Annotated in this window: 22 protein-coding genes and 2 tRNA genes; 11 read left to right on the forward strand and 13 right to left on the reverse strand. The window is 63.6% G+C overall.

Translation table 11 applies throughout. The annotated features are described in order from the left end of the window. Positions 1-98 precede the first annotated feature (98 nt). From PVE35_RS16340 to PVE35_RS16355, 4 genes are all read right to left on the reverse strand, one after another. On the reverse strand, positions 99-3152 hold the full coding sequence (locus PVE35_RS16340) for an efflux RND transporter permease subunit (protein WP_268178154.1): 3054 nt from the start codon (positions 3150-3152) through the stop codon (positions 99-101). After that, the gene (locus tag PVE35_RS16345) at positions 3149-4171 is read right to left on the reverse strand and encodes an efflux RND transporter periplasmic adaptor subunit (RefSeq protein ID WP_330221390.1); all 1023 of its coding nucleotides are present in this window, start codon (positions 4169-4171) and stop codon (positions 3149-3151) included. Before PVE35_RS16345 ends, PVE35_RS16340 begins: the two co-directional genes overlap by 4 nt. Before the next feature lie 263 nt (positions 4172-4434). Next, positions 4435-5229: an ABC transporter permease gene (locus PVE35_RS16350; RefSeq protein ID WP_268178157.1), complete on the reverse strand. Its 795-nt coding sequence runs from the start codon at positions 5227-5229 to the stop codon at positions 4435-4437. Continuing rightward, the gene (locus tag PVE35_RS16355; protein ID WP_268178158.1) at positions 5226-6158 is read right to left on the reverse strand and encodes an ABC transporter ATP-binding protein; all 933 of its coding nucleotides are present in this window, start codon (positions 6156-6158) and stop codon (positions 5226-5228) included. Before PVE35_RS16355 ends, PVE35_RS16350 begins: the two co-directional genes overlap by 4 nt. Positions 6159-6463: 305 nt before the next feature. Between PVE35_RS16355 and PVE35_RS16360 the strand changes: the two genes are divergently transcribed. Next, entirely contained in the window at positions 6464-8911 is a 2448-nt protein-coding gene (locus PVE35_RS16360) for an acyl-CoA dehydrogenase (protein WP_277372390.1), read from the forward strand. A 1002-nt stretch (positions 8912-9913) separates the two neighbouring features. Here the strand turns inward: PVE35_RS16360 and dinB are convergent. Further along, positions 9914-10966 (reverse strand): DNA polymerase IV, encoded by a 1053-nt coding sequence (dinB, locus tag PVE35_RS16365; RefSeq protein WP_268178160.1) that lies wholly within the window; start codon positions 10964-10966, stop codon positions 9914-9916. A gap of 144 nt (positions 10967-11110) precedes the next feature. Between dinB and PVE35_RS16370 the strand changes: the two genes are divergently transcribed. The 4 genes from PVE35_RS16370 to PVE35_RS16385 all read left to right on the forward strand — a co-directional run bounded on the left by PVE35_RS16370 (position 11111) and on the right by PVE35_RS16385 (position 12470). After that, positions 11111-11187: transfer RNA gene (locus PVE35_RS16370), tRNA-Met, on the forward strand. A 115-nt stretch (positions 11188-11302) separates the two neighbouring features. Next, positions 11303-11379: transfer RNA gene (locus PVE35_RS16375), tRNA-Met, on the forward strand. A 118-nt stretch (positions 11380-11497) separates the two neighbouring features. Next, a complete protein-coding gene (locus PVE35_RS16380) occupies positions 11498-11860 on the forward strand; it encodes a VOC family protein (RefSeq protein WP_277372391.1) in 363 nt (120 codons plus the stop codon). A 73-nt stretch (positions 11861-11933) separates the two neighbouring features. Then, complete coding sequence (locus PVE35_RS16385) at positions 11934-12470, forward strand: DinB family protein (RefSeq protein WP_277372392.1); 537 nt, start codon at positions 11934-11936, stop codon at positions 12468-12470. A 4-nt stretch (positions 12471-12474) separates the two neighbouring features. Here PVE35_RS16385 and PVE35_RS16390 read toward each other — a convergent pair whose 3' ends face one another. The 6 genes from PVE35_RS16390 to PVE35_RS16415 form a co-directional block, all read right to left on the reverse strand. Next, positions 12475-13662 (reverse strand): N-acetylmuramoyl-L-alanine amidase, encoded by a 1188-nt coding sequence (locus PVE35_RS16390; RefSeq protein ID WP_268178163.1) that lies wholly within the window; start codon positions 13660-13662, stop codon positions 12475-12477. A gap of 118 nt (positions 13663-13780) precedes the next feature. Further along, positions 13781-14488: a type 1 glutamine amidotransferase gene (locus PVE35_RS16395; protein WP_277372393.1), complete on the reverse strand. Its 708-nt coding sequence runs from the start codon at positions 14486-14488 to the stop codon at positions 13781-13783. A gap of 74 nt (positions 14489-14562) precedes the next feature. Next, positions 14563-14925 carry a ribonuclease E inhibitor RraB gene (locus tag PVE35_RS16400; protein ID WP_268178165.1) on the reverse strand — a complete coding sequence of 121 codons (363 nt, stop codon included), beginning with the start codon at positions 14923-14925 and terminating at the stop codon, positions 14563-14565. Positions 14926-15149: 224 nt separating this feature from the next. Further along, positions 15150-15911 carry an SDR family oxidoreductase gene (locus PVE35_RS16405; RefSeq protein WP_277372394.1) on the reverse strand — a complete coding sequence of 254 codons (762 nt, stop codon included), beginning with the start codon at positions 15909-15911 and terminating at the stop codon, positions 15150-15152. Further along, positions 15911-16840 (reverse strand): alpha/beta hydrolase, encoded by a 930-nt coding sequence (locus tag PVE35_RS16410; protein ID WP_277372395.1) that lies wholly within the window; start codon positions 16838-16840, stop codon positions 15911-15913. Before PVE35_RS16410 ends, PVE35_RS16405 begins: the two co-directional genes overlap by 1 nt. Beyond that, the gene (locus PVE35_RS16415) at positions 16824-18290 is read right to left on the reverse strand and encodes an NAD(P)/FAD-dependent oxidoreductase (RefSeq protein WP_277372396.1); all 1467 of its coding nucleotides are present in this window, start codon (positions 18288-18290) and stop codon (positions 16824-16826) included. Before PVE35_RS16415 ends, PVE35_RS16410 begins: the two co-directional genes overlap by 17 nt. Positions 18291-18393: 103 nt before the next feature. Between PVE35_RS16415 and PVE35_RS16420 the strand changes: the two genes are divergently transcribed. Genes PVE35_RS16420 through PVE35_RS16430 form a run of 3 tightly spaced genes read left to right on the forward strand, consistent with a single transcriptional unit; the run spans position 18394 to position 20847 of the window. Further along, positions 18394-19410: an AraC family transcriptional regulator gene (locus PVE35_RS16420; protein WP_277372397.1), complete on the forward strand. Its 1017-nt coding sequence runs from the start codon at positions 18394-18396 to the stop codon at positions 19408-19410. A gap of 56 nt (positions 19411-19466) precedes the next feature. Further along, positions 19467-20345 (forward strand): DNA-3-methyladenine glycosylase, encoded by an 879-nt coding sequence (locus PVE35_RS16425; protein WP_277372398.1) that lies wholly within the window; start codon positions 19467-19469, stop codon positions 20343-20345. Positions 20346-20349: 4 nt separating this feature from the next. Beyond that, the gene (locus PVE35_RS16430; RefSeq protein ID WP_277372399.1) at positions 20350-20847 is read left to right on the forward strand and encodes a methylated-DNA--[protein]-cysteine S-methyltransferase; all 498 of its coding nucleotides are present in this window, start codon (positions 20350-20352) and stop codon (positions 20845-20847) included. Positions 20848-21824: 977 nt separating this feature from the next. Here the strand turns inward: PVE35_RS16430 and PVE35_RS16435 are convergent. Further along, positions 21825-22574 carry a GntR family transcriptional regulator gene (locus PVE35_RS16435; protein ID WP_277372400.1) on the reverse strand — a complete coding sequence of 250 codons (750 nt, stop codon included), beginning with the start codon at positions 22572-22574 and terminating at the stop codon, positions 21825-21827. 401 nt (positions 22575-22975) lie between these two features. On the opposite strand from PVE35_RS16435, the gene PVE35_RS16440 reads away from it, so the two are divergent. Beyond that, positions 22976-24325, forward strand: a complete 1350-nt coding sequence (locus PVE35_RS16440) for an NCS2 family permease (RefSeq protein WP_268178173.1) — start codon at positions 22976-22978, stop codon at positions 24323-24325. An 85-nt stretch (positions 24326-24410) separates the two neighbouring features. Here PVE35_RS16440 and uraH read toward each other — a convergent pair whose 3' ends face one another. After that, positions 24411-24764 carry a hydroxyisourate hydrolase gene (gene uraH / locus PVE35_RS16445; RefSeq protein WP_277372401.1) on the reverse strand — a complete coding sequence of 118 codons (354 nt, stop codon included), beginning with the start codon at positions 24762-24764 and terminating at the stop codon, positions 24411-24413. Positions 24765-25248: 484 nt separating this feature from the next. Here uraH and puuE point away from each other — a divergent pair, with 484 nt between their 5' ends. Beyond that, on the forward strand, positions 25249-26175 hold the full coding sequence (gene puuE / locus PVE35_RS16450) for an allantoinase PuuE (RefSeq protein WP_277372402.1): 927 nt from the start codon (positions 25249-25251) through the stop codon (positions 26173-26175). An 11-nt stretch (positions 26176-26186) separates the two neighbouring features. Beyond that, the gene (gene uraD, locus PVE35_RS16455) at positions 26187-26702 is read left to right on the forward strand and encodes a 2-oxo-4-hydroxy-4-carboxy-5-ureidoimidazoline decarboxylase (protein ID WP_277372403.1); all 516 of its coding nucleotides are present in this window, start codon (positions 26187-26189) and stop codon (positions 26700-26702) included. Positions 26703-26727 lie beyond the last annotated feature (25 nt).

The raw sequence follows: 26727 nt of genomic DNA on the forward strand, positions 1-26727 counted from the left end.
ACCCGCGAAGCACCCTGCAGACCACTCGTAGGAGCGATCAGCAACCCGACGGGCCGCAGGCTGCACCCGGCATCCCGGATTGCATCCGGGCTACGGCTTTACACCTCCACCGTACGCAGCGGCGCCCAGCGGCGCAGCAGCAGGTACAGCGTCGGAATCACGTAGAGGGTAAAGAAGGTGCCGACCAGCAAGCCGCCGACGATCACCAGGCCGATCTGCTGGCGGCTTTCCGCGCCTGCTCCCGTGGCGATGGCCAGCGGCAGCGAACCCAGCACCATGGCGCCGGTGGTCATCAGGATCGGTCGCAGGCGCTGCACCGACGCTTCGACCAGCGCCTCGCGCAGCGCCTTGCCTTCGCGCAGTAGCTGATTGGCGAACTCGACGATCAGGATGCCGTGCTTGGTGATCAGGCCGATCAGGGTCACCAGGCCGATCTGCGAGTAGATGTTCCAGGTGCCGCCGAACAGCTTCAGCGCCAGCAAGGCGCCAGCCATCGACAGAGGCACGCTGAAGAGGATGATCAGCGGGTCGCTGAAGCTCTCGAACTGCGCCGCCAGTACCAGGAAGATGAAGGCCAGCGCCAGGGCGAAGATCAGCAGGATGCCCGAGCTGGATTCCTTGAAGTCACGCGAGGTGCCGGTGTAGTCATATTGCGTCTCGGGCGGGAATACCTCGCGCGCCACCGACTCCAGATGAGTCAACGCCTCGCCCAGGGTGTAGCCGGCACCGACGTTGGCGCTGATGGTCACGGCACGCAACTGGTTGAAGTGGTTGAGCTCGCGTGGCGCCACCGTCTCGCGCACTTCGATCAGGTTGGAGAGCTGCACCATGCCCCCTTCCCGATCACGTACGTAGACGCGGTTCAGGTCTTGCGGGTTGCTGCGGTCGAGCTCCTGCAACTGCACCAGCACGTCGTACTGCTCACCATTCTGCTTGAAACGGGTGACCTGGCGGCTGCCGAACAGGCTCTCCAGGCTGCGACCGATCACCGAAACGTCGGTGCCCACGGCTGCGGCCTGCTCGCGATTGACCACGATCTGCAACTGCGGCGCATTGAGCTTGAGGTCGCTGTCCAGCCCCTCCACCCCGGGGTAGCCGCGCATGCGCTCCATGAGCTGGTCGACGTACCCCTGCAATTCGGCGTACTCCATGGAGGAACGGACGACGAAGTTGATCGGCTGGTTGCGCGCGCTCTGCCCCAGCGGCGGACGGTTGACCGGCGTGACACGCATGCCGGCGATGTCCTGCAGCTTGGGTAGCAGTTCGTTGCGAATCTCGAACTGATTGCGCGCACGCTCCCCCCAGTCCTCCAGCTTCATGAAGGAAATGCCCTGGGCCACGGTGGGGAAGCCCGCCACCACCAGATAGCGGTTGGTCTCCGGGATGCTGGCGTAGGCCGCCTCCACCTCGCGGGCATAGCGCGCGGTGTAGTCGATGGTGGCGCCGTCCGGGCCGTTGAACACACCCACGATAGTGCCGGTGTCCTCGGTCGGCGCCAGCTCCGAACGCAGGCCGCCGAACAGCCAGGCGCAGAGCACGAAGGCGCCAAGCAATATACCGAACACCAATGGCCAGGCCTGCAGGGCGCGCTGCAGGCTGCCCTTGTAGCCATAGGTCAGGCCATCGAGAAAACCTTCGATCAGGTTGTACACGCGGCCATGACGCGGCTCGTGCTGGTGCGATTTGAGCAGCAACGCGCACATCATCGGCGTCAGGGTCAGGGCAACGAAGCCGGACACCAATACCGAACCGGCCAGGGTCCAGGCGAATTCGGTGAACAGCTTGCCGGTGGTGCCCTGCATGAAGCCGATGGGGGCGAACACCGCAGCCAGGGTCAGGGTCATGGCGATCACCGCGAAGGCGATCTCACGGCTGCCGGTGAAGGCTGCCTGCATGGGCTTCATCCCCGCCTCGATATGGCGGTGGATGTTCTCCAGCATGACGATGGCATCGTCCACCACCAGGCCGATGGCCAGCACCATGGCCAGCAAGGTCAGGGTGTTGATGGAAAAGCCCATCAGCGACATCAGGGCGAAGGCGCCGATCAGCGACACCGGGATGGTCACCAGCGGAATCAGCGTGGCGCGCAACGAACGCAGGAAGATGAAGATGATCAGGATGACCAGCGCCACCGCTTCCCAGATGGTGGTGAAAACGTTGTCGATGGATTCGCGGATAAACTGCGAGTTGTCGTTGGCCACGGTCATCTGCATGCCGTCGGGCAACAGCTTCTGCACGTCATCCCAGGCGGCAGCCAGACCGTCGGAAATATCCAGCGGGTTGGCCGTGGCCTGCTTGACCAGACCCAGGGTCACCGCCGGCAGGCCGTTGAAGCGTACTACGCTACGCTCGTCACGCGGGCCGATCTCGGCGCGGCCGACATCGGACAGGCGCAGCAGATAACCTTGCGAGTCATCCAGGATCAACTCGTTGAACTGCTCCGGGGTGCGCAGATCGGTTTCCGAGAGCACGCTGAACTCACGCTCGCGCGACTCGATGCGCCCGGCCGGGATCTCCACGTTCTGCCGACGCAGGGCATCCTCCACGTCCTGCACGGTGAGGTTGTGCGCAGCGAGCTTTTCCGGATCCAGCCAGATGCGCATGGAAAAGGTGCGCGCGCCGCGCACCTGCACCTCGGATACGCCGGGAATGGTCTGCAGACGATCCTTGATCACCCGCTCCAGAACATCGGTGATCTCCATGGCACTGTGCTGCTGGCTGTGGAAGGCGATCCAGATAACCGGCTGGGCGTCGGCCTCGACCTTCTGCACGATGGGTTCGTCCACCTCGTCCGGCAGCAGGCTGCGCACCCGCCCCAGGCGATCGCGCACGTCGTTGGCCGCCTCGTCGGCGCTGCGGCCGAGACGAAATTGCGCGGTAATCTGAGTGTTCTCCGCGCGGCTGATGGAGGTGACGAAGTCCAACCCCTCGATGCCGGAGAGTACATCCTCCACCGGCTGCGCTACCTGCGACTCCATGATCTCCGGGCTGGCGCCGGGATAGGTGACCTGCACGGTGACGATGGGCACGTCGATATTGGGGTACTCACGCACGTTGAGGCGGTCGTAGGCCATCAGCCCCAGCAGCACCACGATCAACGACAGAACGGTGGCGAACACCGGGCGGCGGATGCAGATGTCCGACAGGGTCACGGCTGGCGCTCTCCGCTCTTGCTGCGCACGGCCAGCCCCTCACGCACGCGCTGCCAACCAGCGCTGATCACGGTTTCGTTGCCCTGCAGGCCTTCGCGCACTTCCGCCAGGCCGTCGAAGCGCTTGCCCAGCAGCACCTGGCGCCGCTCGACCTTGCCATCGACCAGCAGATTGACCAGCAGCTTGTCGCCCTGCGGCATCACCGCCTCCTCGGGGATCACCAGAGCGTTCGGGCGCTCCTCGAGGATGACCGACACCCGCACGAACTGACCGGGGCGCAGGCGCCGATCGGCATTGTCGATATGGGCACGGATCGCCTGGCTGCGTCCGGCTTCGTCCAGGCGCGGATTGAGGGCATAGATCTCGCCGCGAAAACGCTCATCCGGGTAGGTGTCGAGGGTGATTTCCACGGCCTGGCCAAGGCGCACCTGAGCCACGGCCTTCTGCGGGATGCGAAAGTCCACCTTGAGCGGGTCGAGCACTTCCAGATTGACGATGTTCTGCCCAGCACTGAGGTAGTCGCCGACGCTGGCCTGGCGCAGGCCGAGCACACCGTCGTGCGGGGCCTTGATCTGGGTCTTGTCCAGGCGCGCCTGGGCCAGGGCCAGGCTGGCACGGGCGGCCTGTAGCTGACTCTGCGCCTCATCCAGCGCCTGGGCGTTGCTGGCACCGCGCTGGAACAGCATCTGTGTGCGCTGGTGATTCTTCTCGGCGAGATCGAGGTTGGCGCGGGCCTGGGCGAACTCGGCGCGGGTGATGGCATCATCGAGACTGACCAGCAGATCACCCGCACTGACCGCCTGACCCTCGCGAAAATGCAGGGTGGCCAGGCGCCCCTCCACTTCCGGCCGGATCATCACCGACTCGTCGGAGCGCAACGAACCGAAGGTCACCAGCTCGTCGCGCACCTCCATTTGCCGCACGGGGACGACCTCGACCATCGGCCCTTCGGCTGCACTCGCTGGTAAAACGAAAAACCCCAGCAACAACCATGGAAGAGCACGTAACAGCACGGTCATGATCAGCCCCTTTTTCTCGGTAGAGGCGGAGTCTAACCGGCTGCCGCGCCACTGCCAGCCGTGCAAGTTATTTCGCTATGTTTTTTCGCTTACCGCCGCATATTGCAGGAGCGGCTTTAGCCGCGAGCATTCAACCGTAGCCCGGATGAAATCCGGGGAGCACAGCAGCCATCCCCCGGATTTCATCCGGCTACGCATGAACGTTCAAGCCCGGTTGCGCCGCGAAATCGCGGATACATCCGCAGCAACATGAGCGGCAAACGTCACTGGCGCATGCCCCGGCCGCTGACCAGCAGGCGGATGCACAGGGTATAGAGCACCACGGTGGCCAGCAGCATAAAGCCGATGGCCACGCCGATGCGAATGTCGGACACGCCGAGAATGCCGTAGCGGAAGGCGTTGACCATGTGCAGGATGGGGTTGCCCAGCGACACCGCCTGCCAGAACGGCGGCAACAGGGTGATGGAATAGAACACCCCGCCCAGGTAGGTCAGCGGCGTCAGGACGAAGGTGGGGATGATCGAAATGTCATCGAAGTTGCGCGCGAACACCGCGTTGACGAAACCGCCAAGGGAAAAGATGGTCGCGGTCAGCAGCACCACCAGCACCGTCACGCCCAGGTGATGCACCTGCAGATGGGTGAAGAACAGCGACAGGCAGGTGACGATCACCCCTACCGCCAGGCCGCGCAGCACGCCGCCGATGACGAAGCCGATGAGGATGGTGTGCGGCGACACCGGTGACACCAGCAGTTCCTCGACGTTGCGCTGGAATTTGCTGCCGAAGAAGCTCGACACCACGTTGCCGTAGCTGTTGGTGATCACCGACATCATGATCAGCCCCGGCACGATGTACTCCATGTAGCTGAAGCCTCCCATGTCGCCGATCTGCCGGCCGATCAGGTTACCGAAGATGACGAAGTACAGCACCATGGTGATCGCCGGCGGCAGCAGGGTCTGTGGCCAGATGCGCACGAAGCGCCGCACCTCGCGATGGACGATGGTACGCAGGGCCACCAGGTTGGCGGCGAATTCGCTATTGAGGTACTGGGTATTCATTGCGCCACCTTGGCCAGGTTCTTTTCCACCAGAGAGACGAACAGCTCCTCCAGGCGATTGGTCTTGTTGCGCAGGCTGAGCACCTGCACCTGCTGCTGCGCCAGTTGCTGGAACAGCGCATTAAGGCCCTGGCTCTTCTCCACCTGCACCTCCAGGGTGTGATGATCCACCAGGCGCACCGGATAACCGACCAGGTTCGGCGCCTCGCTGTAGGAATCCTTGAGATCGAGCAGGAAAGTCTCGACGTGCAGCTTCTTCAGCAGATCCTTCATGCTGCTCAGCTCGACGATGCGACCGTGGTCGATGATGCCGATATTGCGGCAGAGCTGCTCGGCCTCCTCCAGGTAGTGCGTGGTGAGGATGATGGTGATGCCCTGCCGGTTCAGCTCGGTGAGAAAGCCCCACATCGAACGGCGCAGCTCGATGTCCACCCCGGCGGTGGGTTCGTCAAGGATCAGCAGGCGCGGCTGATGCACCAGGGCGCGGGCGATCATCAGACGCCGCTTCATGCCGCCGGACAGCTCGCGCGAGGCCACGTCGCGCTTGTCCCACAGGCCGAGCTGGGTCAGGTACTGCTCGGCACGTTCCTTGGCGATCGAACGCGGAATGCCATAGTAGCCAGCCTGAGTGACGACGATGTCGAACACCTTCTCGAACTGGTTGAAGTTGAACTCCTGCGGCACCACACCCAGGCAACGCTTGAGTGCGTAGGGCTCGCGGTCGAGGTCATGGCCGAATACCTCCACCGTACCGCTGCTCTTGTTCACCAGCGTGGAGAGAATGCCGATGGTGGTGGACTTGCCGGCGCCGTTGGGGCCGAGCAAGGCAAAGAAGTCACCTTCGGCGACGTCCAGATCGATGCCATGCAAAGCCTGGAAGCCGTTGCCGTAGGTCTTGGTCAACTGGCGAATGGTCAGGGCGGAGCTCATGAAGAAAGGGTTTCCCGCACGAAGGTGTGATGGTGATAGATGAGGGCAGGCGCGTCCGTTTGCAACCGCTTATGTCATCCCGCGTGTGTTGGCATGCACCCTAACCATCCAAGCAGCAGGAGAAAAGACCGGTGCACCGATCTTGATTATCGACTGCGTCGATACACCCGGCAAAAGGTTGGGGCGAACTCGCCCCAGACACGGCGGTCACTGCATTGAGCCCAAACGCTTGCATCCTGGACTTACCGACGTCATTCACGACTATGCTCGAAGACGTCACCCGCACGCATCATGGAGAAATGCACATGCCCGTCATCTGGTTGCTGGTTCTACTGATCGGAGTCGCCTACCTGGCCCATAGCCGTACCGCGGCCCGCCCCGCCCTCGGCATCACGGCAGCCTACCTGCTGGCCATGGCCCTGTTCAGCCCGGTGCCTGGCTGGTTGCAACTGCTGCTATGGATCGTCACCGGTGTCGTTGCCGCCTTCATCCTGCTCGGCGATCTGCGTCGGCAGTGGTTCACCGGCCCCCTGTTCAAATGGTTTCAGCGCGTGCTGCCGCCCATGTCGGCCACCGAGCGCGATGCCATCGAAGCCGGCACGGTGTGGTGGGATGGCGAGCTGTTCAGCGGCAAGCCGGACTGGGACAAGCTGCTGGCCTACCCCAAGGCCAGACTCACCGAAGAAGAACAGGCCTTCCTCGACGGCCCCACCGAAGAGCTCTGCGCCATGGTCAGCGACTGGCAGGTAGGCCAGCAGATGGACCTGCCGGAAAAGGCCTGGGAGCACATCAAGCAGCACGGCTTCTTCGCCTTGATCATCCCCAAGGAATACGGCGGCAAGGGCTTCTCCGCCTATGCCCACTCGCAGGTGGCGATGAAACTGGCCACCCGCTGCGGTGACCTGGCCTCCACCGTGATGGTGCCCAACTCCCTCGGCCCGGCCGAGCTGCTGCTGCACTACGGCACCGATGAACAGCGCCAGCATTACCTGCCGCGCCTGGCCAGCGGTGAAGACATTCCCTGCTTCGGCCTCACCGGCCCGCTGGCCGGCTCCGACGCCGGTGCCATGCCGGACAACGGCATCATCTGCAAGGGCCAGTGGAACGGCGAGGAAGTCATCGGCCTGCGCCTGAACTGGGAAAAGCGCTACATCACCCTGGGCCCGGTGGCCACCCTGCTCGGCCTGGCCTTCAAGGCCTATGACCCCGACCATCTGCTGGGCGACAAGGAAGAGCTGGGCATCAGCCTGGCGCTGATTCCCACCGATACCCCCGGGGTGGAAATCGGCCGCCGCCATCTGCCACTGGGCGCCGCCTTCATGAACGGGCCGAACTGGGGCAAGGACGTGTTCATCCCCCTCGACTACCTGATCGGTGGCCAGGAGTACCTGGGCAAGGGCTGGATGATGCTGATGAACTGCCTGTCGGTGGGCCGCTCCATCTCGCTGCCCGCCGTCGGTACCGGCGCCGCCAAGTTCACCAGCCTCACCACCGGCCAGTACGCCCAGTTGCGCGAACAGTTCAACGTGCCGCTGGCCGCCTTCGAGGGCATTCAGGAAGCCATGGCGCGCATCGGCGGCAACGCCTGGCTGATGGATAGCGCGCGCATCCTCACCGCCAACGCCGTCGACCTGGGCGAGAAACCCTCGGTGCTGTCGGCGATTCTCAAGTACCACCTCACCGAGCGTGGTCGCGAATGCATCAGCCACGCCATGGACGTGCACGCCGGCAAGGGCATCATCATGGGCCCGAACAACTACCTGGCCCGCTCCTGGCAGGGCGCGCCCATCTTCATCACCGTCGAAGGCGCCAACATCCTCTCGCGCAACCTGATGATCTTCGGCCAGGGCGCGATCCGCTGCCATCCGTACGTGCTCAAGGAAATGGCCCTGGCCGACCGTGACGACAAGGATCAGGCCCTGGCCGAGTTCGACGAGTTGCTGATGGGCCATATCGGCTTCGCCGTCGGCAATGCCGCCAGCAGCTTCCTCCTCGGGTTGACCCTGGGTCGCCTGGGTGCCGTGCCTGGCGACGACCTCAGCCAGCCCTACTACCGTGCCCTCAACCGCCTGGCGGCGGCCTTCGCCCTGTGCGCCGACAGCAGCATGATGCTGCTCGGCGGCGACCTGAAGCGCCGCGAGCGCCTCTCCGCGCGCCTTGGCGACGTGCTCAGCCACCTCTACCTGGGCTCGGCCGCGCTCAAGCGCTACCACGACCTGGACTATCCGGAAGCCGTTCGTCCGCTGCTGCGCTGGGCCATGGAGGAAAACCTCCACCAAGCCGAAAACGCTCTGGCCGAGTTGCTCAGCAACTTCCCCAACCGCCTGTTCGGTTGCCTGCTCAAGGTGCTGGTATTCCCGCTGGGCCGTCGCCATCGCGGCCCCAGCGACGCCCTGGACGCCGAAGTGGCCGAGATCATCGGCCGCCCGGCCGGCGACCCGGCGCTGGAATCGGTGCTCGAAGGCTGCTACCGCCCGCAGGATGAGCAGGATCCCGTGGGCGCGCTGCAGCATGCCATCAACCTGGTACAGGCCAGCCAGGATGCACGCAAACGCCTGCACCAGGCGCTCAAGGACAGCAGCCTGCAACCGGCACCGGGCCAGGATGCCATCGAAGCGGCGGTAGCCGCCGGCCTCCTCGACGGCGAACAGGGCCAACGCCTGCAAGCTGCCGAAGCGGCACGTCGACGGGTGATCGACGTCGACAACTTCGCCAAGGAAGAGCTCAAGCTCGGTCGCGGCAAGGTACGTTGAAACCTGGGGGGGCAATCCGCAATGGATTGCCCCCTGCTGATCCCCTGCAGGCATTCTCATGGGCAGGCGCGGAGCCAAACGCTAGCGCGCCGCACGGGGAAATCAGCCTTAACACCGGACTGGCAAGTTTGTGTATGGTCTTGTTTGTCATGGTTTGGTGTTCTGGACGCCGCTTCGGTGTTTTCGGAAGCTTCTTGTTTCGCCCCCTCGGGCGACTCACTTTTCTTTGAGCTGCGCAAAGAAAAGTAAGCAAAAGAAACGCACCCCCGCCATCCGGGTCTCGCTTCGCTCGACTCCCCTCACTCCGGCACCGCTCCGGGGTCGGCGTACATGGGCCATCCCTGGCCCATTACGCCTCTCGTGGCATCCATGCCACTCGCCCCCTGCGCAATGCCTACGTTCGGCCTCCTGAAGGGGGCATTTACGCGCCTGAACGAACGGGCAATCCATAGGTTGCTCGGCGTGTTCTAGTAGCGATGAAGTCGCGATTGGGTCGTCGAGTTAAACCAATACTTTCATTCGTGTAGTTTCAGCTTGCCGGCTTGCAGCCGGCATCCCGGTCAGCCCTAAGGCTGACCCATGTTCAAGCACTCCACGCTAATTCTGGGTTACCTAGGGTTCAGGCGCGTGCAGAGCCCGCCCAGGAGGGCGAACAGAATCGCCGTGGAAGAGGTTGAGCGACATGGATGTCGCGAAAGCCGCGATGGGCCAGGGATGGCCCACCGCGGCGGGCCTCTGGAGCGGCGATGGAGTGAGCGGACCCTCGCGCAGCGAGGGCCGGATGACCGGGCGGAGGGTTTTGGTTACTTTTGCCCGTCAAAAGTGACTCGCCCGGGAGGGCGAAACCAAAAACATCAACAAAAACGCGGCAATTCGGAACAGACCAAGAACAACCGACAAGCCAACACACAAGCTTGCCAGTCCGATATCAAACCAGCACTGCCCTAAAAATGCGATAAGCCATAAATTCGCGCCTACGCCTTTGATGCCCCACTGCCTCTGCTAACCGAACAACTCCAGTTGCTCCTGCCGCCCACGCAGATCATGCAGACGCACGCCGACGCCGAGCAGGCGCACCGGCTTGTCGCCGCGGGCATGGGCCAGGCTGAGCAACTGCCGATAGCTGTCCAGGTCACGGCTGGCGCCGGCCTGCTCCAGGGTGGTCTGGGTGAAATCGTGGAACTTGACCTTGACAAAGGGTTTGTCCGGCCGGTAGCTGGCATCCAGCCGCTGCAGACGCTCGTTCATCTCCTCCAGCAACGCTGGCAACTTGTCCAGACAGCTTTGCAGATCCGGCAGATCCTGCTCGTAGGTGTGCTCGACACTCAGCGACTGACGGCGGCTGTCCACCTTCACCGAGCGCTCATCCAGCCCCCGTGCCAGGCTCCACAGGCGCTCGCCGAAACTGCCGAACTCACGCACCAGGGTCAGCTTGTTCCAGTCACGCAGATCCAGGCAGGTGCGTATGCCCAGGCGCGCCAGCTTCTGCGCGGTGACCTTGCCCACCCCATGCAGCTTGCTAACCGGCAAGGCCGCGACGAAATCCTCCACCTGATCCGGAGTGATCACGAACAGGCCATCGGGCTTGCGCCAGTCACTGGCGATCTTGGCCAGGAACTTGTTCGGCGCCACCCCAGCGGACACCGTGATGCGCAGCTCCTGGGCCACACGTCGGCGAATCTCCTGAGCGATACGCGTGGCGCTACCGGCGAAATGCGGCGATTCGCTGACGTCGAGATAGGCCTCGTCCAGTGACAGCGGCTCGATCAGGTCGGTGAACTGACGAAAGATGCCGTGAATCTCCCGCGAAACCGCGCGGTACACCTCGAAACGCGGTTTGACGATCAGCAGGTCCGGGCACAGCTTCAGCGCATGCCGCGACGACATCGCCGAGCGCACGCCATAGGCACGCGCCTCGTAGTTGCAGGTGGCGATCACCCCGCGCCGCTCGGCCGAGCCTCCCACCGCCAGCGGTCGGTTGGCCAGGCTCGGGTCATCGCGCATCTCGATTGCGGCGTAAAAGCAGTCGCAGTCAATGTGAATAATCTTGCGCACGACACCCTCGAAAGCCTTGCCCGGCCTGGCCTGGAGCACTGAAGTCTAACAGGTGTTTGAGGCTAAGCATCTGACTTGAAAACACTTTTATCGCAATCGACGGTTGACAGATGCGCCGCTGACTGTAGAATGCCGCCCCACAGACGCGGGATGGAGCAGTCTGGTAGCTCGTCGGGCTCATAACCCGAAGGTCGTAGGTTCAAATCCTGCTCCCGCAACCAGCTTCATGAAAAGACCACTCGATCGAGTGGTCTTTTTGTTTGGGCGAAAATTAGTTTTTTCGATCAAAAGCAAGAAATCGATTGACAAGGCTTTAAGCAAGCGTAGAATTGCCGGCGCGGGATGGAGCAGTCTGGTAGCTCGTCGGGCTCATAACCCGAAGGTCGTAGGTTCAAATCCTGCTCCCGCAACCACCTTCAGAAAAAGGCCACTCGATCGAGTGGCCTTTTTCGTTTCCGCTGTCGGCGCTCATTGCACCGGCCGCATCCCGGCAGTAGCCTGACCCTCCCCCTATCCGCCAGGGAGCCCGGCATGCCCACTCACGAAAAGATCGACTACGTCGAATACCCCAGCCGCGACCTGCCCGCCACCAAGGCTTTCTTTGCAGCAGCCTTCGGCTGGCGCTTCAGCGACTATGGCCCGGACTACACTGCCTTCAATGGCGAAGGCCTGGATGGCGGCTTCTTCAGCGCCGACGTTGCCGCGCGTACGGAAAACGGCAGCGCACTGATCGTTTTCTACAGCGACGATCTGCAGGCAACCCTGGCCAAGGTCGAGGCCGCCGGCGGGCAGATCGTCAAGCCGATCTTTTCCTTCCCTGGCGGCCGGCGCTTCCACTTCATCGAACCGGGCGGCAACGAGTTCGCGGTTTGGTCGCAGCCGTGCGCAGAATAAGCGCCTAACTGTATCTGTCGGCCCCCAGGCAAGCGCGGCATGCTGATGATCCCTCCACAGAGAGCAAGCCGTCATGCAACGCCTCGAACACCTGCGCCAGATGGTCGCCTATAACACCTGGATGAACGCTCGGCTGTACGAGGCGGCGCAGACGCTGCCCGATAGCGAGATCAGCGTCGAGCGGGGGGCCTTCTTCGGTTCGATCCTGGGTACGCTCAACCACCTGGCAGTGGCCGACCTGATCTGGCTCGGCCGCTACACCGGACACCCGGCGGGATTCGCCGCCCTGCAAGCGCTCGACAGCCTGCCCCGGCCCAGCCGGCTGAACCAGCCGCTGGCTGCGGATATCCGTGAACTGGCCGACTTACGCACGCGCCTGGATGCCTGCCTGGAAGCCCTGGCCCAGGAGATTCGCGAGGAGCATCTGGATCAGCCGCTGAGCTATCGCAACACTCAGGGCGCGGAGGCGCGCAAGAACTTCTTCGCCCTGCTGATGCACCTGTTCAACCACCAGACCCACCATCGCGGCCAGGCCACCACGCTGCTCATGCAGGCAGGCGTGGACATGGGCGTAACCGATCTGCTGGCGCTGATCCCGAACCACCCCTGAAGCGTCAGGCCTGCTGCCGGGCTACCATGGCCGCGATCAGGCTGCCGGCTGGCGGACGCTCGCGGAAGTAGCCCTCGACACCGGCGAAGATGGCTTCGGCCACCTTGCGCTGATGACGGCCCTCGTGCAGACGCTTGCAGTCACCGGCATTGGAGATGAAACCGGTCTCCACCAGGATCGAGGGCACGGCAGCGGACTTGAGCACGGCGAAACCGGCCTGCTCGACCCGCGACTGATGCACGCCTGCCACCGCGCCCAGGTGCTGCAGCACCTGATGGCCAAGATCCAGGCTGGTGGAAATGGTGGCCGTCATCGACATGTCCAGCAGTACGCCGGCAAGCATTGGGTCGCTCTGCTGCATCGCTGCCGGCAAACCGCCACCGATGAAATCGGCCTCGTTCTCGCGCTGCGCGATCCAGCGCGCCATCGATGAGGTGGCGCCACGCTCGGACAGGGCGAACACCGAAGCGCCGGATGCCGAGCGCCGCGGCGCGGCATCGGCATGCACCGAGACGAACAGGTCGGCATTCAGGCGCTGGGCCAGCTCAGCCCGCTTGCGCAGCGGGATGAACACGTCGCTGCTGCGCGTCAGGCGCGCCTTGTAGCCCTTCTGCCTATCGATATGTCGCGCCAGCAAGGTGGCGATCTGCAGGGCGACGATCTTTTCCTTCTCACCCTTGGCGCCCACGGCGCCAGGATCCTTGCCGCCATGGCCGGCGTCGATCACGATCAGCAGGTCACGATTGCTCGGCCGCCCCGGCACAGGCGGCACAGCGGCGGCGACCGAGGCCAGTGCTGACGACACGGGCAACTGCAGGCGCAGGTCGTGTCCGACCTGCTGCATGGGGGGCATGCTGGCCAGCAGTTCGGCCGAGACCAGATCCAGCACGATGCGCAGATCACCCGACGGCGTCAGCCCGCTACGGATGGCATTGATCGGCGTACCGGCGAGCGACAGGCCGTCGAGCGAGGCAGCCAGCCTGGCATTGTGCAAATCGATCACCAGGCGTGGCGGCGCGTCCAGGCTGAAGCTGTTGGCCTTGACCGGTCCACTGAGCTCCAGCGTGAGAATGCTCTTGCCGCCTTGCTGGGAGAGGCGAACGCGGCGCACCGACTGGGCAGCCTGAGCGCTGAAGGAAGCTGGCAGGGCAACGCCAGCGACCAGCAATTGGAGAAATTTTCGTCTGTCCATGCGAGTTCAAAGCCGGAATTGCGGAGGCAGTAAGGCGACCGGATGAGAACCACCCGCACCGCGCAAGCGCTACTTTATAACATCTTGTTACCGGATCGCGACAAGTCCAGCCTGCTAACTAAAGCCCGGCCAGCCTTAACCAATGGGTATAGAAGCCGTCGGCCACCTGGTTCAGCGCCTTCACTTTCTGCGTGATTTGCTCGCGCATCACGGCAGGTGCCTGCTGGCTGGGCTGGCTCGGGTCGAGCAGATGCGACCAGTCATCGAGCCACTGCTCGATCAGCGCCTCGGTCATCTCCGGGTGGCCCTGCAGCGCCAGCACCTTGTCGCCCCAGGCGAAGGCCTGATTGGCGCACCAGTGGCTGGCCAGCAGCGGCTGGGCCCCTGGCGGAAGCGCGAAGGTGTCGCCATGCCATTGGAAGATCTCGAAGCGCTCCGGCAGATGCATCAGCCAGGGGCTTCGCCCGGCGCCAGGCAAGCGCTGCATGGCCTGCCAACCCGACTCGGTGTAGGGCATGCGCGTAACCGCCGCGCCCAGCGCCCGGGCAAGCAACTGACCACCCAGGCAGTGCCCGATGATGGGGACGTCACGGGCGATCAGGCACTGCAGCGCCGCCACTTCCTCGGCAATCCAGGGCAACGCATCGTTGACGCTCATCGGCCCGCCCATCACTGCCACGGCCTTGGGGCGCTGCAGGTCGTAGCCTTGCAGCTCGCCCAGGTCGACGCGCAGCACGTCATGGGCGATGCCCCGCGCGCGCAGCACGTCGGCCAGGTGCGCGGGCGAGCAGTAATCGATATGGGTAAGGATGAGCACGTCTGACATGGCGCGCAGTGTGCGCGATGCCAGACGGCAAGTCGAGGCGGCGTGAACCGGCAGAGCCGATCCACGCCATATCGCTAGCTGGCTACTGCCTGTAGGTCGGCCTTGGTCGGGCGGACTTCCTGGGTGACGCCCCAGCCATCGAGCATGCCGCCAAGCGGTACGACGATGGACTCCAGGCTCTGCTCGAAGGCACCGATACCGGCCTGCGTGGCGTACATCACCTTGCTTACCTGCAAATGCCAGATACCGTCCTCGCGGGGGGTGATCTGGGCATTGAGCGATTCGCCACGAAAGTTGCTCGCCGCCATTCTGGCCCGCTCCTCATCGGGGAATATGGCGTAGAACTCGATGGGGTGGAATTGGGCGAAGTCGAAACCGCCCTCCTTCATCCGGCGCAGCACCGAGGTGCTGGCATCGTCATGCAAGGCTGTGCTCATGAAACGACCTCCTCTCCTGCGATGGATGGATTAACCGCTTTCCCATTGCAACCGTTTCTATCGAACGGTGGCACGGCAACCCAAGGTGCCGCGCCGAGAATCAAGCTAGCTTGATACGTGTTCCGAAGCGCAACGACGACCGCCCAAGAACGGGGCGAACACCTACAGGCTAGACGCTTTTGTGACACTTCGCTCGTTTACTTGCACAGGGCACGACAGGCGGCTCAAGGCCGGCTCAACCAGGCCATCAACGCTCGGGTGATGAAGGCCGGGGTGATCTGCCCGAGGCCATACAGCAGGCGAAACTGCAAGCCGACCGGGCGATGCACACGGTTGACCTGCGCCTGTTGCCAGGCGGCCTCGGCAATGTGCTCGGCCAGCAGGCGCACTCCCATGCGCCGAATGATCGGCGGACGCTGGGTTTGGCTAGCCACCATCGGCGTGTCGACGAATGGCGGCATGAGGTCGCCCACGCGGATGCCATGGGCCCGCCACTCCAGTTCCAGGGCTTCGCTCAGGCCGCGCACGGCGAACTTGCTGGCCGAGTAGCTGGCCATCAGCGGCACGCCGTACAGGCCGGAAGCCGAGCCCATGTTGAGCACCTGGGCATCGGCCGTGGCCTTGAGATAGGGAAAGGCCAGATGGGTGAAGGTCAGCAGCCCCTGCACGTTGATCTGCACCAGGCGCAGGTGCTCTTGCAGCGCGATCTGCTCGAAAGCCCCGGTACGCAGGATGCCCGCGCAATTGAACAGCAGGCGCAAGCGCCCTTGCTGCAGGGCACAGAACGCATCAATGGCCTCGCTGGCGGCTGCCACATCGGTAACGTCCAGGGCACGATGCCAGGCACCACCGAGCTCAGCGGCCAGGCTCGCCAGGGCCACGCCATCCACATCGAGCAGCCCGACCTGCCAGCCGCGCGCATGAAACAGGCGCGCCGTGGCCGCCCCGATGCCGGACGCCGCTCCGGTAATCAGAATATTGTTCATCACCACCCCCGCACGCGTAGAAAGTCGACGACTCGGCCTATGGCCTGATCCGCCGCCTGCAACAGCCCGACATGGGCCTGGAATACATGCCAGAGCTGCGGATAACGCTCCAGACGCACATCACCGCCCGTCGCTCGCACCCGCTCGGCCAGGCGCAAGCTGTCATTGCGCAACAGCTCATCTTCGCCCACCTGCAGCAACAATGGCGGCAGCCCGGCCAGGTCGGCATACAACGGTGATAACGAGGGGTCACGCTCAGACAGATGGGCCGGCCGATAGAGTTCGACCGCCTGCTCCAGCCAGCGCGGATGCAGCAGCGGGTCGCCGGCAGGAGGATCGTGTCGGCTTGCCCCGGACAAGTCAGCAACGGGCGACAGACACAGCAGCGCCGCAGGTGCGGGCAGCCCCTGTTGCTGGGCCTGCAGGCAAGCGACCAGGCACAGATTGCCACCGGCTGAGTCGCCGGCGAAGGCAATCTGCGCGGCGTGATATCCGCGCTCCAGCAAGGCGCGATAGGCCGCCAGCACATCATCCCGAGCGGCCGGAAAGGGATGCTCCGGTGCCAGGCGATAATCCAGCGCACACACCGCAAAGCCACCGCGCTTGGCCAGGCTGGCGCAGATACCGCGATGGGTATTCGGCGCGCCGATCATGAAGGCGCCGCCATGCAGATAGAGCAGCACCCGCTCATTCTGGCCGGGTGGTCGGTGCCATTCGCAGGGCACTCCGGCCAATGTCTCGCGGCTGCGCAGCACCCCGCGCGGCACCAGGGTGACGGCTGTCAGCGCGCGCAGGATCAGGCGCTGGGCGGCCACCGGCATGGGCGGTCGGATCAGCCCGCGAAACAGCACTCGCAACAGCCCACGCAGCAAGAGGCGCAGGGCTTTTTGCCCAGGCACGGGCGCGACGAAATCAGCGGATGCAGTCATAGTCGGCAAGCTCCGGGGCACGGGTCTGCTGGCGATAGGTGAAGGTGAAGCCCGGCCAGTTGTTGGTGTGCTTGCCAGCGGCCGTCTGATACCAGCTTTGGCACCCCTGGGCCCAGATGGTGCGCTGGGTCTGTGTCTGCAACGCCTCGTTGTAGCGGCGCTGGGGCGCGGCCTTCAGGTCGAGGTAGCGCAGCCCTTGCTCGCGTAGCGCCTGCAGGCAACCCAGAACGTAGGCGAACTGGCTCTCCAGCATGTAGAGAATGGAGTTGTGCCCCAGGTTGGTATTCGGACCATAAAGCAAAAACAGGTTGGGGAAGCCACTGACGCTGATGCCCTTGAAGGCTTCGGCGCCGTCCTTCCAGGCCTGGTTCAGCTCCAGCCCGCCGAGCCCGCGAATCTGCATCGGTGCGAGGAAATCGCTAGCGGTGAAGCCCGTGCCATAGATCAGCACATCGCAGGGATGCTCACGGCCATCGGCCGTTACCAACGAATGTTCACGCACTTCGAGAATCGGTGAGTCGACGATCTCCACATTGGCCTGCGCCAGTGCCGGGAAGTAATCGTTGCTGATCAGGATGCGCTTGCAGCCCATGGGATAATCCGGCTGCAAGCGGGCGCGCTTGTCGGCATCGGGCATCTGCCGCTCTAGATGCTGGGTGAAGATGCCGCGCAGCAATCTCATCAGCCAGGGCCAGTGCACGAAAGCCAGGGCCCGCGCCTCGTGATGCAGATACTGCAACAGGCGCACACCGCGCTGCAGAAGTGGCAAGCGGCGCATCAGGGCGATCTCCCAGGCGCGGTAGGCACGGTCGGGCTTGGGCAGAACATAAGCCGCCGAGCGCTGAAACAGGCTCAGCCTGGCCACCCTGGGCTGGATCTGCGGGACGAACTGGATAGCCGAGGCGCCGGTGCCGATCACCGCCACACGCTTGCCGCTCAGGTCGATGTCGTGCCGCCAGCGTGCGGAGTGAAAGGCCTCACCGCAAAAACTCTCCAGCCCCGGCAGTTGCGGGTAGGCCGGGCGATTGAGCTGGCCGCAGGCACTGACCAGCGCCTGTGTCTCCAGGCATTGACCGTCGCTCAGTTCCACTCGCCAGATGCCGCGTACCTCATCGAACTCGGCACCGCGCACCTCGGTGTTCAGGCGGATGTGCCGGCGCAGGTCGTACTTCTCCACGCAGCTCAGGATATAGGCCTGGATTTCCGCCTGCGGGGCGAACTTGCGCGACCAGTCCGGCTTGGGCTCGAAAGAAAAGGAATACAGGTAGGACGGCACGTCGCAGGCTGCGCCCGGGTAGCTGTTGTCCCGCCAGGTGCCACCGACCTCGGCAGCTTTTTCCAGGAGCAGGAAATCCTCCTCGCCCTGCTTGCGCAACTGCATGGCCAGGCCCAATCCGGCAAAACCGCTACCAATGATCAGCACTCGCCATGTACGGGGGTTGTTATGCATTGTGGTCTCCCCGACCCATTGATGACGCTTGCCATGCTACTGAGCCAAACAGCGCCGGGTTATGGCATAGTCGGCCAGCAGATTGTGCTTTTCGGACAACCTCATGCCTGCCTCCTGGCCCAAACGCCGCAGCGTCACCAGCTTGCAACTGCTGATTCAGCTAGGCCTCGACCTCGGCCTGGATCTGCCCACCTGCCTGGCCGGTACGGGCATCAGCCCGGCGCGCTTGCCGACGCTGCTGGGTGAGATCGACGCCGACTGCGAGCTGAGGCTGATCGCCAATCTCGTTCAGGGCCTGCCCGACATCGAGCACCTCGGCCTGCTGGCCGGCGAGCGCTACCGCCTGATCAGCTACGGCGCCTGGGGCTACGCCCTGCTCAGCAGCGCCACGGTGCGCGAAGCTGCCGCGCTCGGCCTGCGCTACCTGGGCCTGACCTTTGCCTTCACCCATATCAGCCTGGCCGAACAGGGCCAGGACGCCTGCCTGCTGTTCGATGATAGCCAGACGCCGACGGCGCTGCTGCCGTTCATTGTGCAACGGGACATGCTCGGCGCCCTGGTGGTGATCCGTGAATTACTGGGCGACAAGCTGCCATTGCTACAGGTGCGCATGCGCCAGCCAGCCGCACGAATGCCCCAGACCTTCGCCAAGGCGTTCGGCCACGCCGTGCAATTCGCAGCCGACGACAACTCGCTCATGTTCCCTGCCACCCTGCTCGACAGGCCCCTGCCCTTTGCCAACCCGGCTCTGGTACAAGCCTGTGAACAGCAGTGCCAGGCGATACTGGCCCGCCACAAGTGGGACGAAGGCCTGACCGGGCAGGTGCGCCAGTTGCTGCTACGCACGCCAGGGCAGCTCGACGACATGGAGCGGGTCGCGGCCAACCTGCACATGAGCAGCCGTACCCTGCGTCGTCGTCTGAACGAAGAAGGCATCGGCTTTCGCGCCCTGCAGGATCAGGTGCGCCAAGCCCTGGCCGAAGACATGCTCGAGGCCGGCGGCCTGAGCCTGGAGGAGATCGCCGAACGCCTGGGCTATGGCGAGCTGTCGAACTTCATCCACGCCTTCAAGCGCTGGAAGGGCACCACACCGGGGCGCTACCAGCGTGGTGACGGCTGAACTTTGAAAGTCATCTTCGCGCTGACAACGACAGGCTCCGGGGCTATTTTGCAGGCATGGCTAATTTCACTCTCCTGCTGCCCTACCAGCCGCCCTGGCAATGGCAGCAATTTCAGCGGCATTTCGCCTTGCGTGCGGTTCCTGGCCTGGAAGCGCTGACGCCGGACAGCTACGCCCGCGGCTTCGCCATCGACGGCAGCAGCGGCTGGCTGAGGGTCACTCCACTTCCAGGTCAGAATGCTCTGGAGCTGCGCTGCAGCCTCGGTTCGCCTCGCCACCTGGATCATCTGGAACAACGGGTGCGGCGCATGTTCGACCTGGATGCCGAGCCGCAGGCCATCGCCCAACACCTGAGCGGCGACGCGTTGCTCGCGCCCCTGGTGCAACGCAATCCGGGCCTGCGCTTGCCGGTGGCCTTCGACCCGTTCGAGCAGGCGGTGCGCGCCATCGTCGGCCAGCAGGTGACGGTCAAGGCGGCGGTGACCCTGGTCGGGCGCCTGGTGCAGCGCGTCGGTACGCCTTTGCAGATGCCCGGAGCACCGGCCATCAGCCATCTGTTCCCGAGCCCACAAGCGCTAGCCGAGGCCGATCTGACCGGCATTGGCATGCCCGGCAAGCGCGTGCAGTGCCTGCAGCACTTCGCCGCGCGGGTCGCCGACGGCAGCCTGCAGCTCGACCTCACCGACGGCAGCGCGAGTCTGATCGAGCGCCTGTGCAGACTGCCCGGCATCGGCCCGTGGACGGCCGAGTACATCGCCCTGCGCGCCTTTGGCGAGGCCGATGCCTTTCCCGCCAGCGACCTGGGTTTGCTCAAGGCCCCCGTATGGGGCACGGCGGGCATCGATGCGCGGCGCCTGACCGCCCGTGCCGAAGCCTGGCGCCCCTGGCGGGCCTATGCGGCGGCGCATCTGTGGCACAACTACGCAGGAGATTAGAGGCATGCACTACCGCTTTCACGACAGCCCGCTCGGCCCCTTGCTGCTAGCCGCCGACGACAACGGTCTGCAACTGCTGCTGATGGAACTGGATAGCCGCCCCTGGCGCATCGAACCGCACTGGCAGCCGGCCGGGCAGCAACTGGATGAGGCCTGCCGGCAACTCGACCAGTACTTCGCCGGCCAGCGGCGCCACTTCGAGCTGCGCCTGGCGCCGCGCGGCACGGCGTTCCAGCAGCAGGTCTGGCAGGCGCTGCTGGCCGTGCCCTACGGGCGCACCTGCAGTTATTCAGAGCTGGCCAAGCGCATCGGTCGTCCCCAGGCGGTGCGCGCGGTGGGTACGGCCAACGGGGCCAACCCCATCTCGATCATCGTGCCCTGCCATCGGGTGATTGGCCGTGACGGCAGCCTTACCGGCTATGCCGGCGGCCTGCCACGCAAGCAGCTTCTGCTGGAACTCGAAGGCGCGTTGCAGACGAGCCAGACATCACTGGCGTGGTGACGGGCGGATCGCCCTGCCCCCCCCTATTTATTGGTTCTTCGCGGAATCTCGGGGAAATCAGTATTGGCACCGGAGTGGCAAGTTTGTGTTTTTCTGGTGTTTGTTCCGAATTGCCGCGTTTTTGCTGATGTTTCTGGTTTCGCCCTCCCGGGCGAGTCACTTTTGACGGGCAAAAGTAACCAAAACCCTCCGCCCGGTCATCCGGCCCTCGCTGCGCGAGGGTTCGCTCACTCCATCGCCGCTCCAGAGGCCCGCCACGGTGGGCCATCCCTGGCCCATCGTGGCTTTCGCGGCATCCATGCCGCTCAACCTCTTCCACGACGATTCCGTTCGCCCTCCTGGGCGGGCTCTGCACGCGCCTGAACCCGAGGTAACCCAGAAGTAGTGCGGAGTGGTTGCACATGAAGTCAGCCTTAGGGCTGACCGGAATGCCGGCTGAAAGCCGGCAAGCTGAAACTTCGCGAATGAAAGTTTTGGTTTAACCCGACGGCCACATCGCGACTTCACAGCTACCAGAACACGCCGCGCAGCCCCTGAAATGCCAGTTCGTTCAGGCGCGCAAATGCCCCCTTCAGGAGGCCGAACGTAGGCACTGCGCAGGGGGCGAGTGGCATGGATGCCACGAGATACCGATGGCGGCCCCGCGAAATGGGCCAGGGATGGCCCATGTACGCCGCCCCCGGAGCGATACCGGAGTGAGGGAAGTCGAGCGAAGCATGACGGGGACGCCTAGTTCCGGATGGCGGGGGTGCGTTTCTTTTGCTTACTTTTCTTTGCGCAGTTCAAAGAAAAGTGAGTCGCCCGAGGGGGCGAAACAAGGAGTTTCTGAATACACCGAAGCGGCGTCCAGAACACCCATCAGCACACAAACTTGCCAGTCCTGTGTTAAGGCTGATTTCCCCGTGCGGCGCGATAGCGTTTGGGCTCCGCGCCTGCCCATGATCGCGAATGAATTCGCCTACCAGGAACGTTCGGCGTCAGGCAGGTTTCTTCTTGGCTTGCAGCAGGTGCGAGAACACCGCGTGCAGATCGTCCGAAGCACCGTCCTCGTCGAGATTGAGCTTGCTGTCGATATGATCCATGTGGTGCATCATCAGCTCCACGGCCTTGTCGACATCGCGTGCCTCGACGGCATCGATCAGCTCGTTGTGCTCGTCGTAGGAACAGTGCGAGCGGTTGCCATTCTCGTACTGGGCGATGATCAGCGAGGTCTGTGACACCAGGCTGCGCTGGAAGCTCACCAGCGGTGCATTACCCGCCGCCTCGGCCAGCTTGAGGTGGAACTCGCCGGACAGGCGAATGCCCGCGCCACGGTCGCCACGGGCGAAACTGTCGCGCTCCTCCTTGACCATCTGCCGCAGCTCGTTGAGTTGCTCGGCGCTGGCATGTTTGACCGCCAGCTCGGTAATGGCACGCTCCACCAGACGCCGCGCATAAAAGGTCTGTCGCGCCTCCTCGACGCTGGGGCTGGCCACCACCGCACCACGGTTGGGCCGCAACAGCACCACGCCTTCATGCGCCAGGCGCGACAGCGCGCGGCGGATGATGGTGCGGCTGACGCCGAAGATCTCCCCCAACGCCTCTTCGCTCAGCTTGGTGCCGGGCGCCAGGCGCTGCTCAAGAATGGCATCGAAGATGTGCACATAGACGATATCGTCCTGAGTCCCGCTGCGGGAGCCCTTGCTCGCACGCGGCTGCTTCTTTAGGGGCTGCAATTGATCGTTCATGCTGGCTCGTATGAATGAGAGGCGCGATGGCGCGACTCTACTGCGTTCTGTCGGGAAAGAGGCAGGGGTGACAGGCCTTTTCCCGGAAAATGTCGTTCTGATTGTACACAAGCCATACAACCCCAACATCTGTCCATCTCCTCCATGGACGAAAGCACCACCGATGCCATCGCCAGCACTGCCATGCGCAGATCGCAGCACCACGAGTCCGCCCATAGCAGAGGGCGATAAGCGCCACGGCAAAACATGAATTGCATTTTTTGTATACCCCCCCATAATCGCAGCCAGGCAATTCCTGACCGAAAGATCAAGAATCTGCCTCAGCTTCGCATGCAGCCAACCTTGCAGATCGGCCAGCGCCGCCTCTCGGCCACATACAAGAAAAACAATGGGAGCCTCCTGTGGAAAGCATCGAACAAGAACGACAGGCTGCGCACGTGACGGGCCAGGCACCGAGCGGCCTGCTCGATCGTTTCTTCAAGCTCAGCGAGCATCGCACCAGCATCAAGACCGAATTGCTCGCCGGCCTGACCACCTTCGTCACCATGGCCTACATCATCTTCGTCAACCCCAACATCATGGCCGGCGCCGGCATCGACCACGGGGCGGCCTTCGTCGCCACCTGCCTCGGCGCCGCGCTGGGCTGCTTTCTCATGGGGTTGTACGCCAACTGGCCGGTGGGCCTGGCGCCGGGCATGGGACTCAATGCTTTCTTCACCTACACGGTGGTCGGCGAGATGGGCTATAGCTGGCAGGTGGCGCTGGGCGCGGTATTCATCTCCGGCGTGCTGTTCATGATCATGAGCCTGTCGAGAATCCGCGAATGGTTACTCAACAGCATCCCCATGAGCCTGCGCTTCGCCATGGGTGCGGGGGTCGGCCTGTTCCTCGGCCTGATCGGCCTGAAGACCGCCGGTATCGTGGTCGACAGCCCAGCCACCCTGCTGACCATGGGCTCGTTCAGCGACCCTTCGACGCTGCTGGCCGCAGTGTGCTTCCTGCTGATCGCTGTGCTCAGCCATCGCCAGGTGTTCGGCGCCATCCTGCTGAGCATGCTCGGCGTCACCGCGCTCGGCTGGGCGCTCGGCCTGGTGCACTACCAAGGACTGGTGTCGATGCCGCCGAGCCTGGCACCGACCTTCATGGCCATGGATATCGCCGGGGCCTGCAACCTGGCCATGGTCAGCGTCATCCTCGCCTTTCTCTTCGTCAACATGTTCGACACGGCCGGCACGCTGATGGGCGTGGCCCATCGCGCCAACCTGGTGGACGATGACGGCAGGATTCAGAACCTGTCACGGGCACTGAAAGCCGACAGCACCTCCAGCGTGGTCGGTGCCGTGGTCGGTTGCCCGCCGGTGACCAGTTACGTGGAGAGCGCCTCCGGTGTCGCCGCAGGCGGGCGCACCGGCCTGACCGCCGTCACCGTGGGCCTGCTGTTTCTCGCCGCGATGTTCTTCGCCCCACTGGCCGGCATGATTCCGGCCTATGCCACGGCTGGCGCGCTGATCTACGTGGCCATGCTGATGATGAGCGGCCTGGCGCACATCGACTGGCAGGATCACACCGACACCATTCCCGCCATCGTCACCGTGGTGATGATGCCGCTGACCTTCTCCATCGCCAATGGCATCGCTCTGGGCTTTCTCACCTACGCTACGCTGAAGCTGCTGACCGGCCAGCGCGACAAGGTGTCATTGAGCTTGTATGTGCTCTGCGCCATCTTCATCGCCAAGTTCGCCTTCCTCTGAATCGCGAGGCGCTTGGGCCAGAAACAGTGCAAAGAGACATGAAAAAGCCCGCAACCAGTGCGGGCAAGGAGCAGAAAGGAGATGCTCAGCTACCACGATAGGTGGAGTAGCTGTAAGGGGAAAGCAACAGCGGTACGTGGTAGTGCTCCTGCCCGGCGTCGATACCGAAGCGCAACACCACCACGTCGAGGAAGGCCGGCTCGGGTAATGCGACACCGCGCGCCCGGTAATAGTCCCCGGCATGGAAATGTAGCTGATAGACGCCGTTGCGATAGCCGTCGCCCTGTAGCACCGGCGCATCGCAACGGCCATCGTGATTGGTTCTGAACCGGTTGATCAGCGTCAGTTGAGTGCCTTCGACACGATACAGCTCGACCTCGATGTCACTTCCGGGGCAGCCATGAGCGGCATCCAGTACGTGGGTAGTCAAACGTCCCATGATCACCTCGTTGATTGAGTTCACCGGCCCCTGGGGCCTGTCAGGGGTTGGCAGCAACGCAGCGAACCCGGGCGCAGAATAGCATGCCCCGCAAACCACGAAACAATCATGCGAAAAACTGTACACAAGAATACTGAAATGAATTTTTCACCAGCGCCGCAGTAATGCCGACCAGATAAGGTTTTCCGCTGTAGAAGAGAATGTATTCGCGATCATGCTTGGCCACTGAGAAACCCCATCGCGAAGAAAGGCTGGGCGCCCCTTCGTTCACATAGAAAGATTGGCGTGGCAGAAAGGCCCTGATCAAGCGCTTCAAGAAGAAATAAACTGACCAAATGGGCAAGTTTCTTGCTTGTTCAAAAAGGCCAGAACATGATGCAGTGCCGACTGACAAAGCGATAAAAACTTTGTATACAATTCCTTACCTGGTCTCGCTTGCGTAGCTTCATGCCATGACCACCACAATCCAGACAGGAAGACTGCAGTGAACGCTGATTACCCACGCGACTTGATCGGCTACGGCGCCACCCCTCCCCATCCGCACTGGCCGGGCGACGCCCGCATCGCGCTGTCCTTCGTGCTCAATTACGAAGAAGGCGGTGAACGCAACATCCTGCATGGCGACAAGGAATCGGAGGCCTTCCTCTCCGAGATGGTCGCCGCGCAGCCGCTGCAGGGCCAGCGCAACCTGTGCATGGAGTCGCTCTACGAGTACGGCAGCCGCGCTGGCGTCTGGCGCCTGCTGGGCCTGTTCGACAAGCACGACATTCCACTGACCATCTTCGCCGTGGCCATGGCCGCCCAGCGTCACCCCGAGGTGATCCGCCAGATGGCTGCTGCCGGTCACGAGATCTGCAGCCACGGGCTGCGCTGGATCGACTACCAGAACGTCGACGAGGCCACCGAGCGCGAGCACATGCTCGAAGCCATCCGCATCCTCAGCGAGATCACTGGCGAACGCCCATTGGGCTGGTACACCGGCCGCCTCGGCCCGAACACCCGGCGCATCGTGCGCGAGGAAGGCGGTTTCCTCTACGACAGCGACACCTACGACGACGATCTGCCCTACTGGGATCCGGCCAGCACGGCGGAGAAGCCCCATCTGGTGATCCCCTACACCCTGGACACCAACGACATGCGCTTCACCCAGGTGCAGGGCTTCAACAAGGGCGACGACTTCTTCGAGTACCTCAAGGACGCCTTCGACGTGCTCTATGCCGAGGGCGAGGCCGGCGCACCGAAGATGCTCTCGATCGGCATGCACTGCCGCCTGCTGGGGCGCCCGGCACGCCTGGCCTCGCTGGCACGTTTCATCGAATACGTGAAGCGCCACGACAAGGTCTGGTGCGCCCGCCGCGTCGATATCGCCCGCCACTGGCATGCCACCCATCCCTTCCGCGCGAGCGAGTGAGAGAACCGTTCATGAGCCGCTTCCAGACCCTGACGCCCTCCTCGCTGAGCCGCGACGCCTTCGTCGAGGCCTTCGCCGATATCTACGAACACTCGCCCTGGGTCGCCGAGCAGGCCTATGACCAGGGCCTGGATGCTTCGCTCGACGAGGTCGAGACGCTGCACCAGCGCATGGCCGCGATCCTCCTGGATGCGAGCCGCGATGCCCAGCTCGCGCTGATCAAGGCCCACCCGGATCTGGCCGGCAAGGCCGCCATCCGTGGCGAGCTGACCGCCTCCAGCACCTCGGAGCAGGCCGGTGCCGGCATCCACGAATGCAGCGCCGAGGAGTTCGCCCGCTTCACCGAACTCAACGACGCCTACAAGGCCCGGTTCGGCTTCCCCTTCATCAAGGCGGTCAAGGGCAGCAACCGCCACCAGATCCTCGCCGCCTTCGAGCAGCGCATTCACAATACCCCGGAGCAGGAGTTCGCCACCGCCCTGGCGGAGATCAACCAGATCGCCCTGTTCCGCCTGCAGCAGCTCTGATGCCGCACCACCCATTCGAGAACAA

It is taken from the genome of Pseudomonas sp. AA-38 (assembly GCF_029457475.1).
GTDB lineage: Bacteria > Pseudomonadota > Gammaproteobacteria > Pseudomonadales > Pseudomonadaceae > Aquipseudomonas.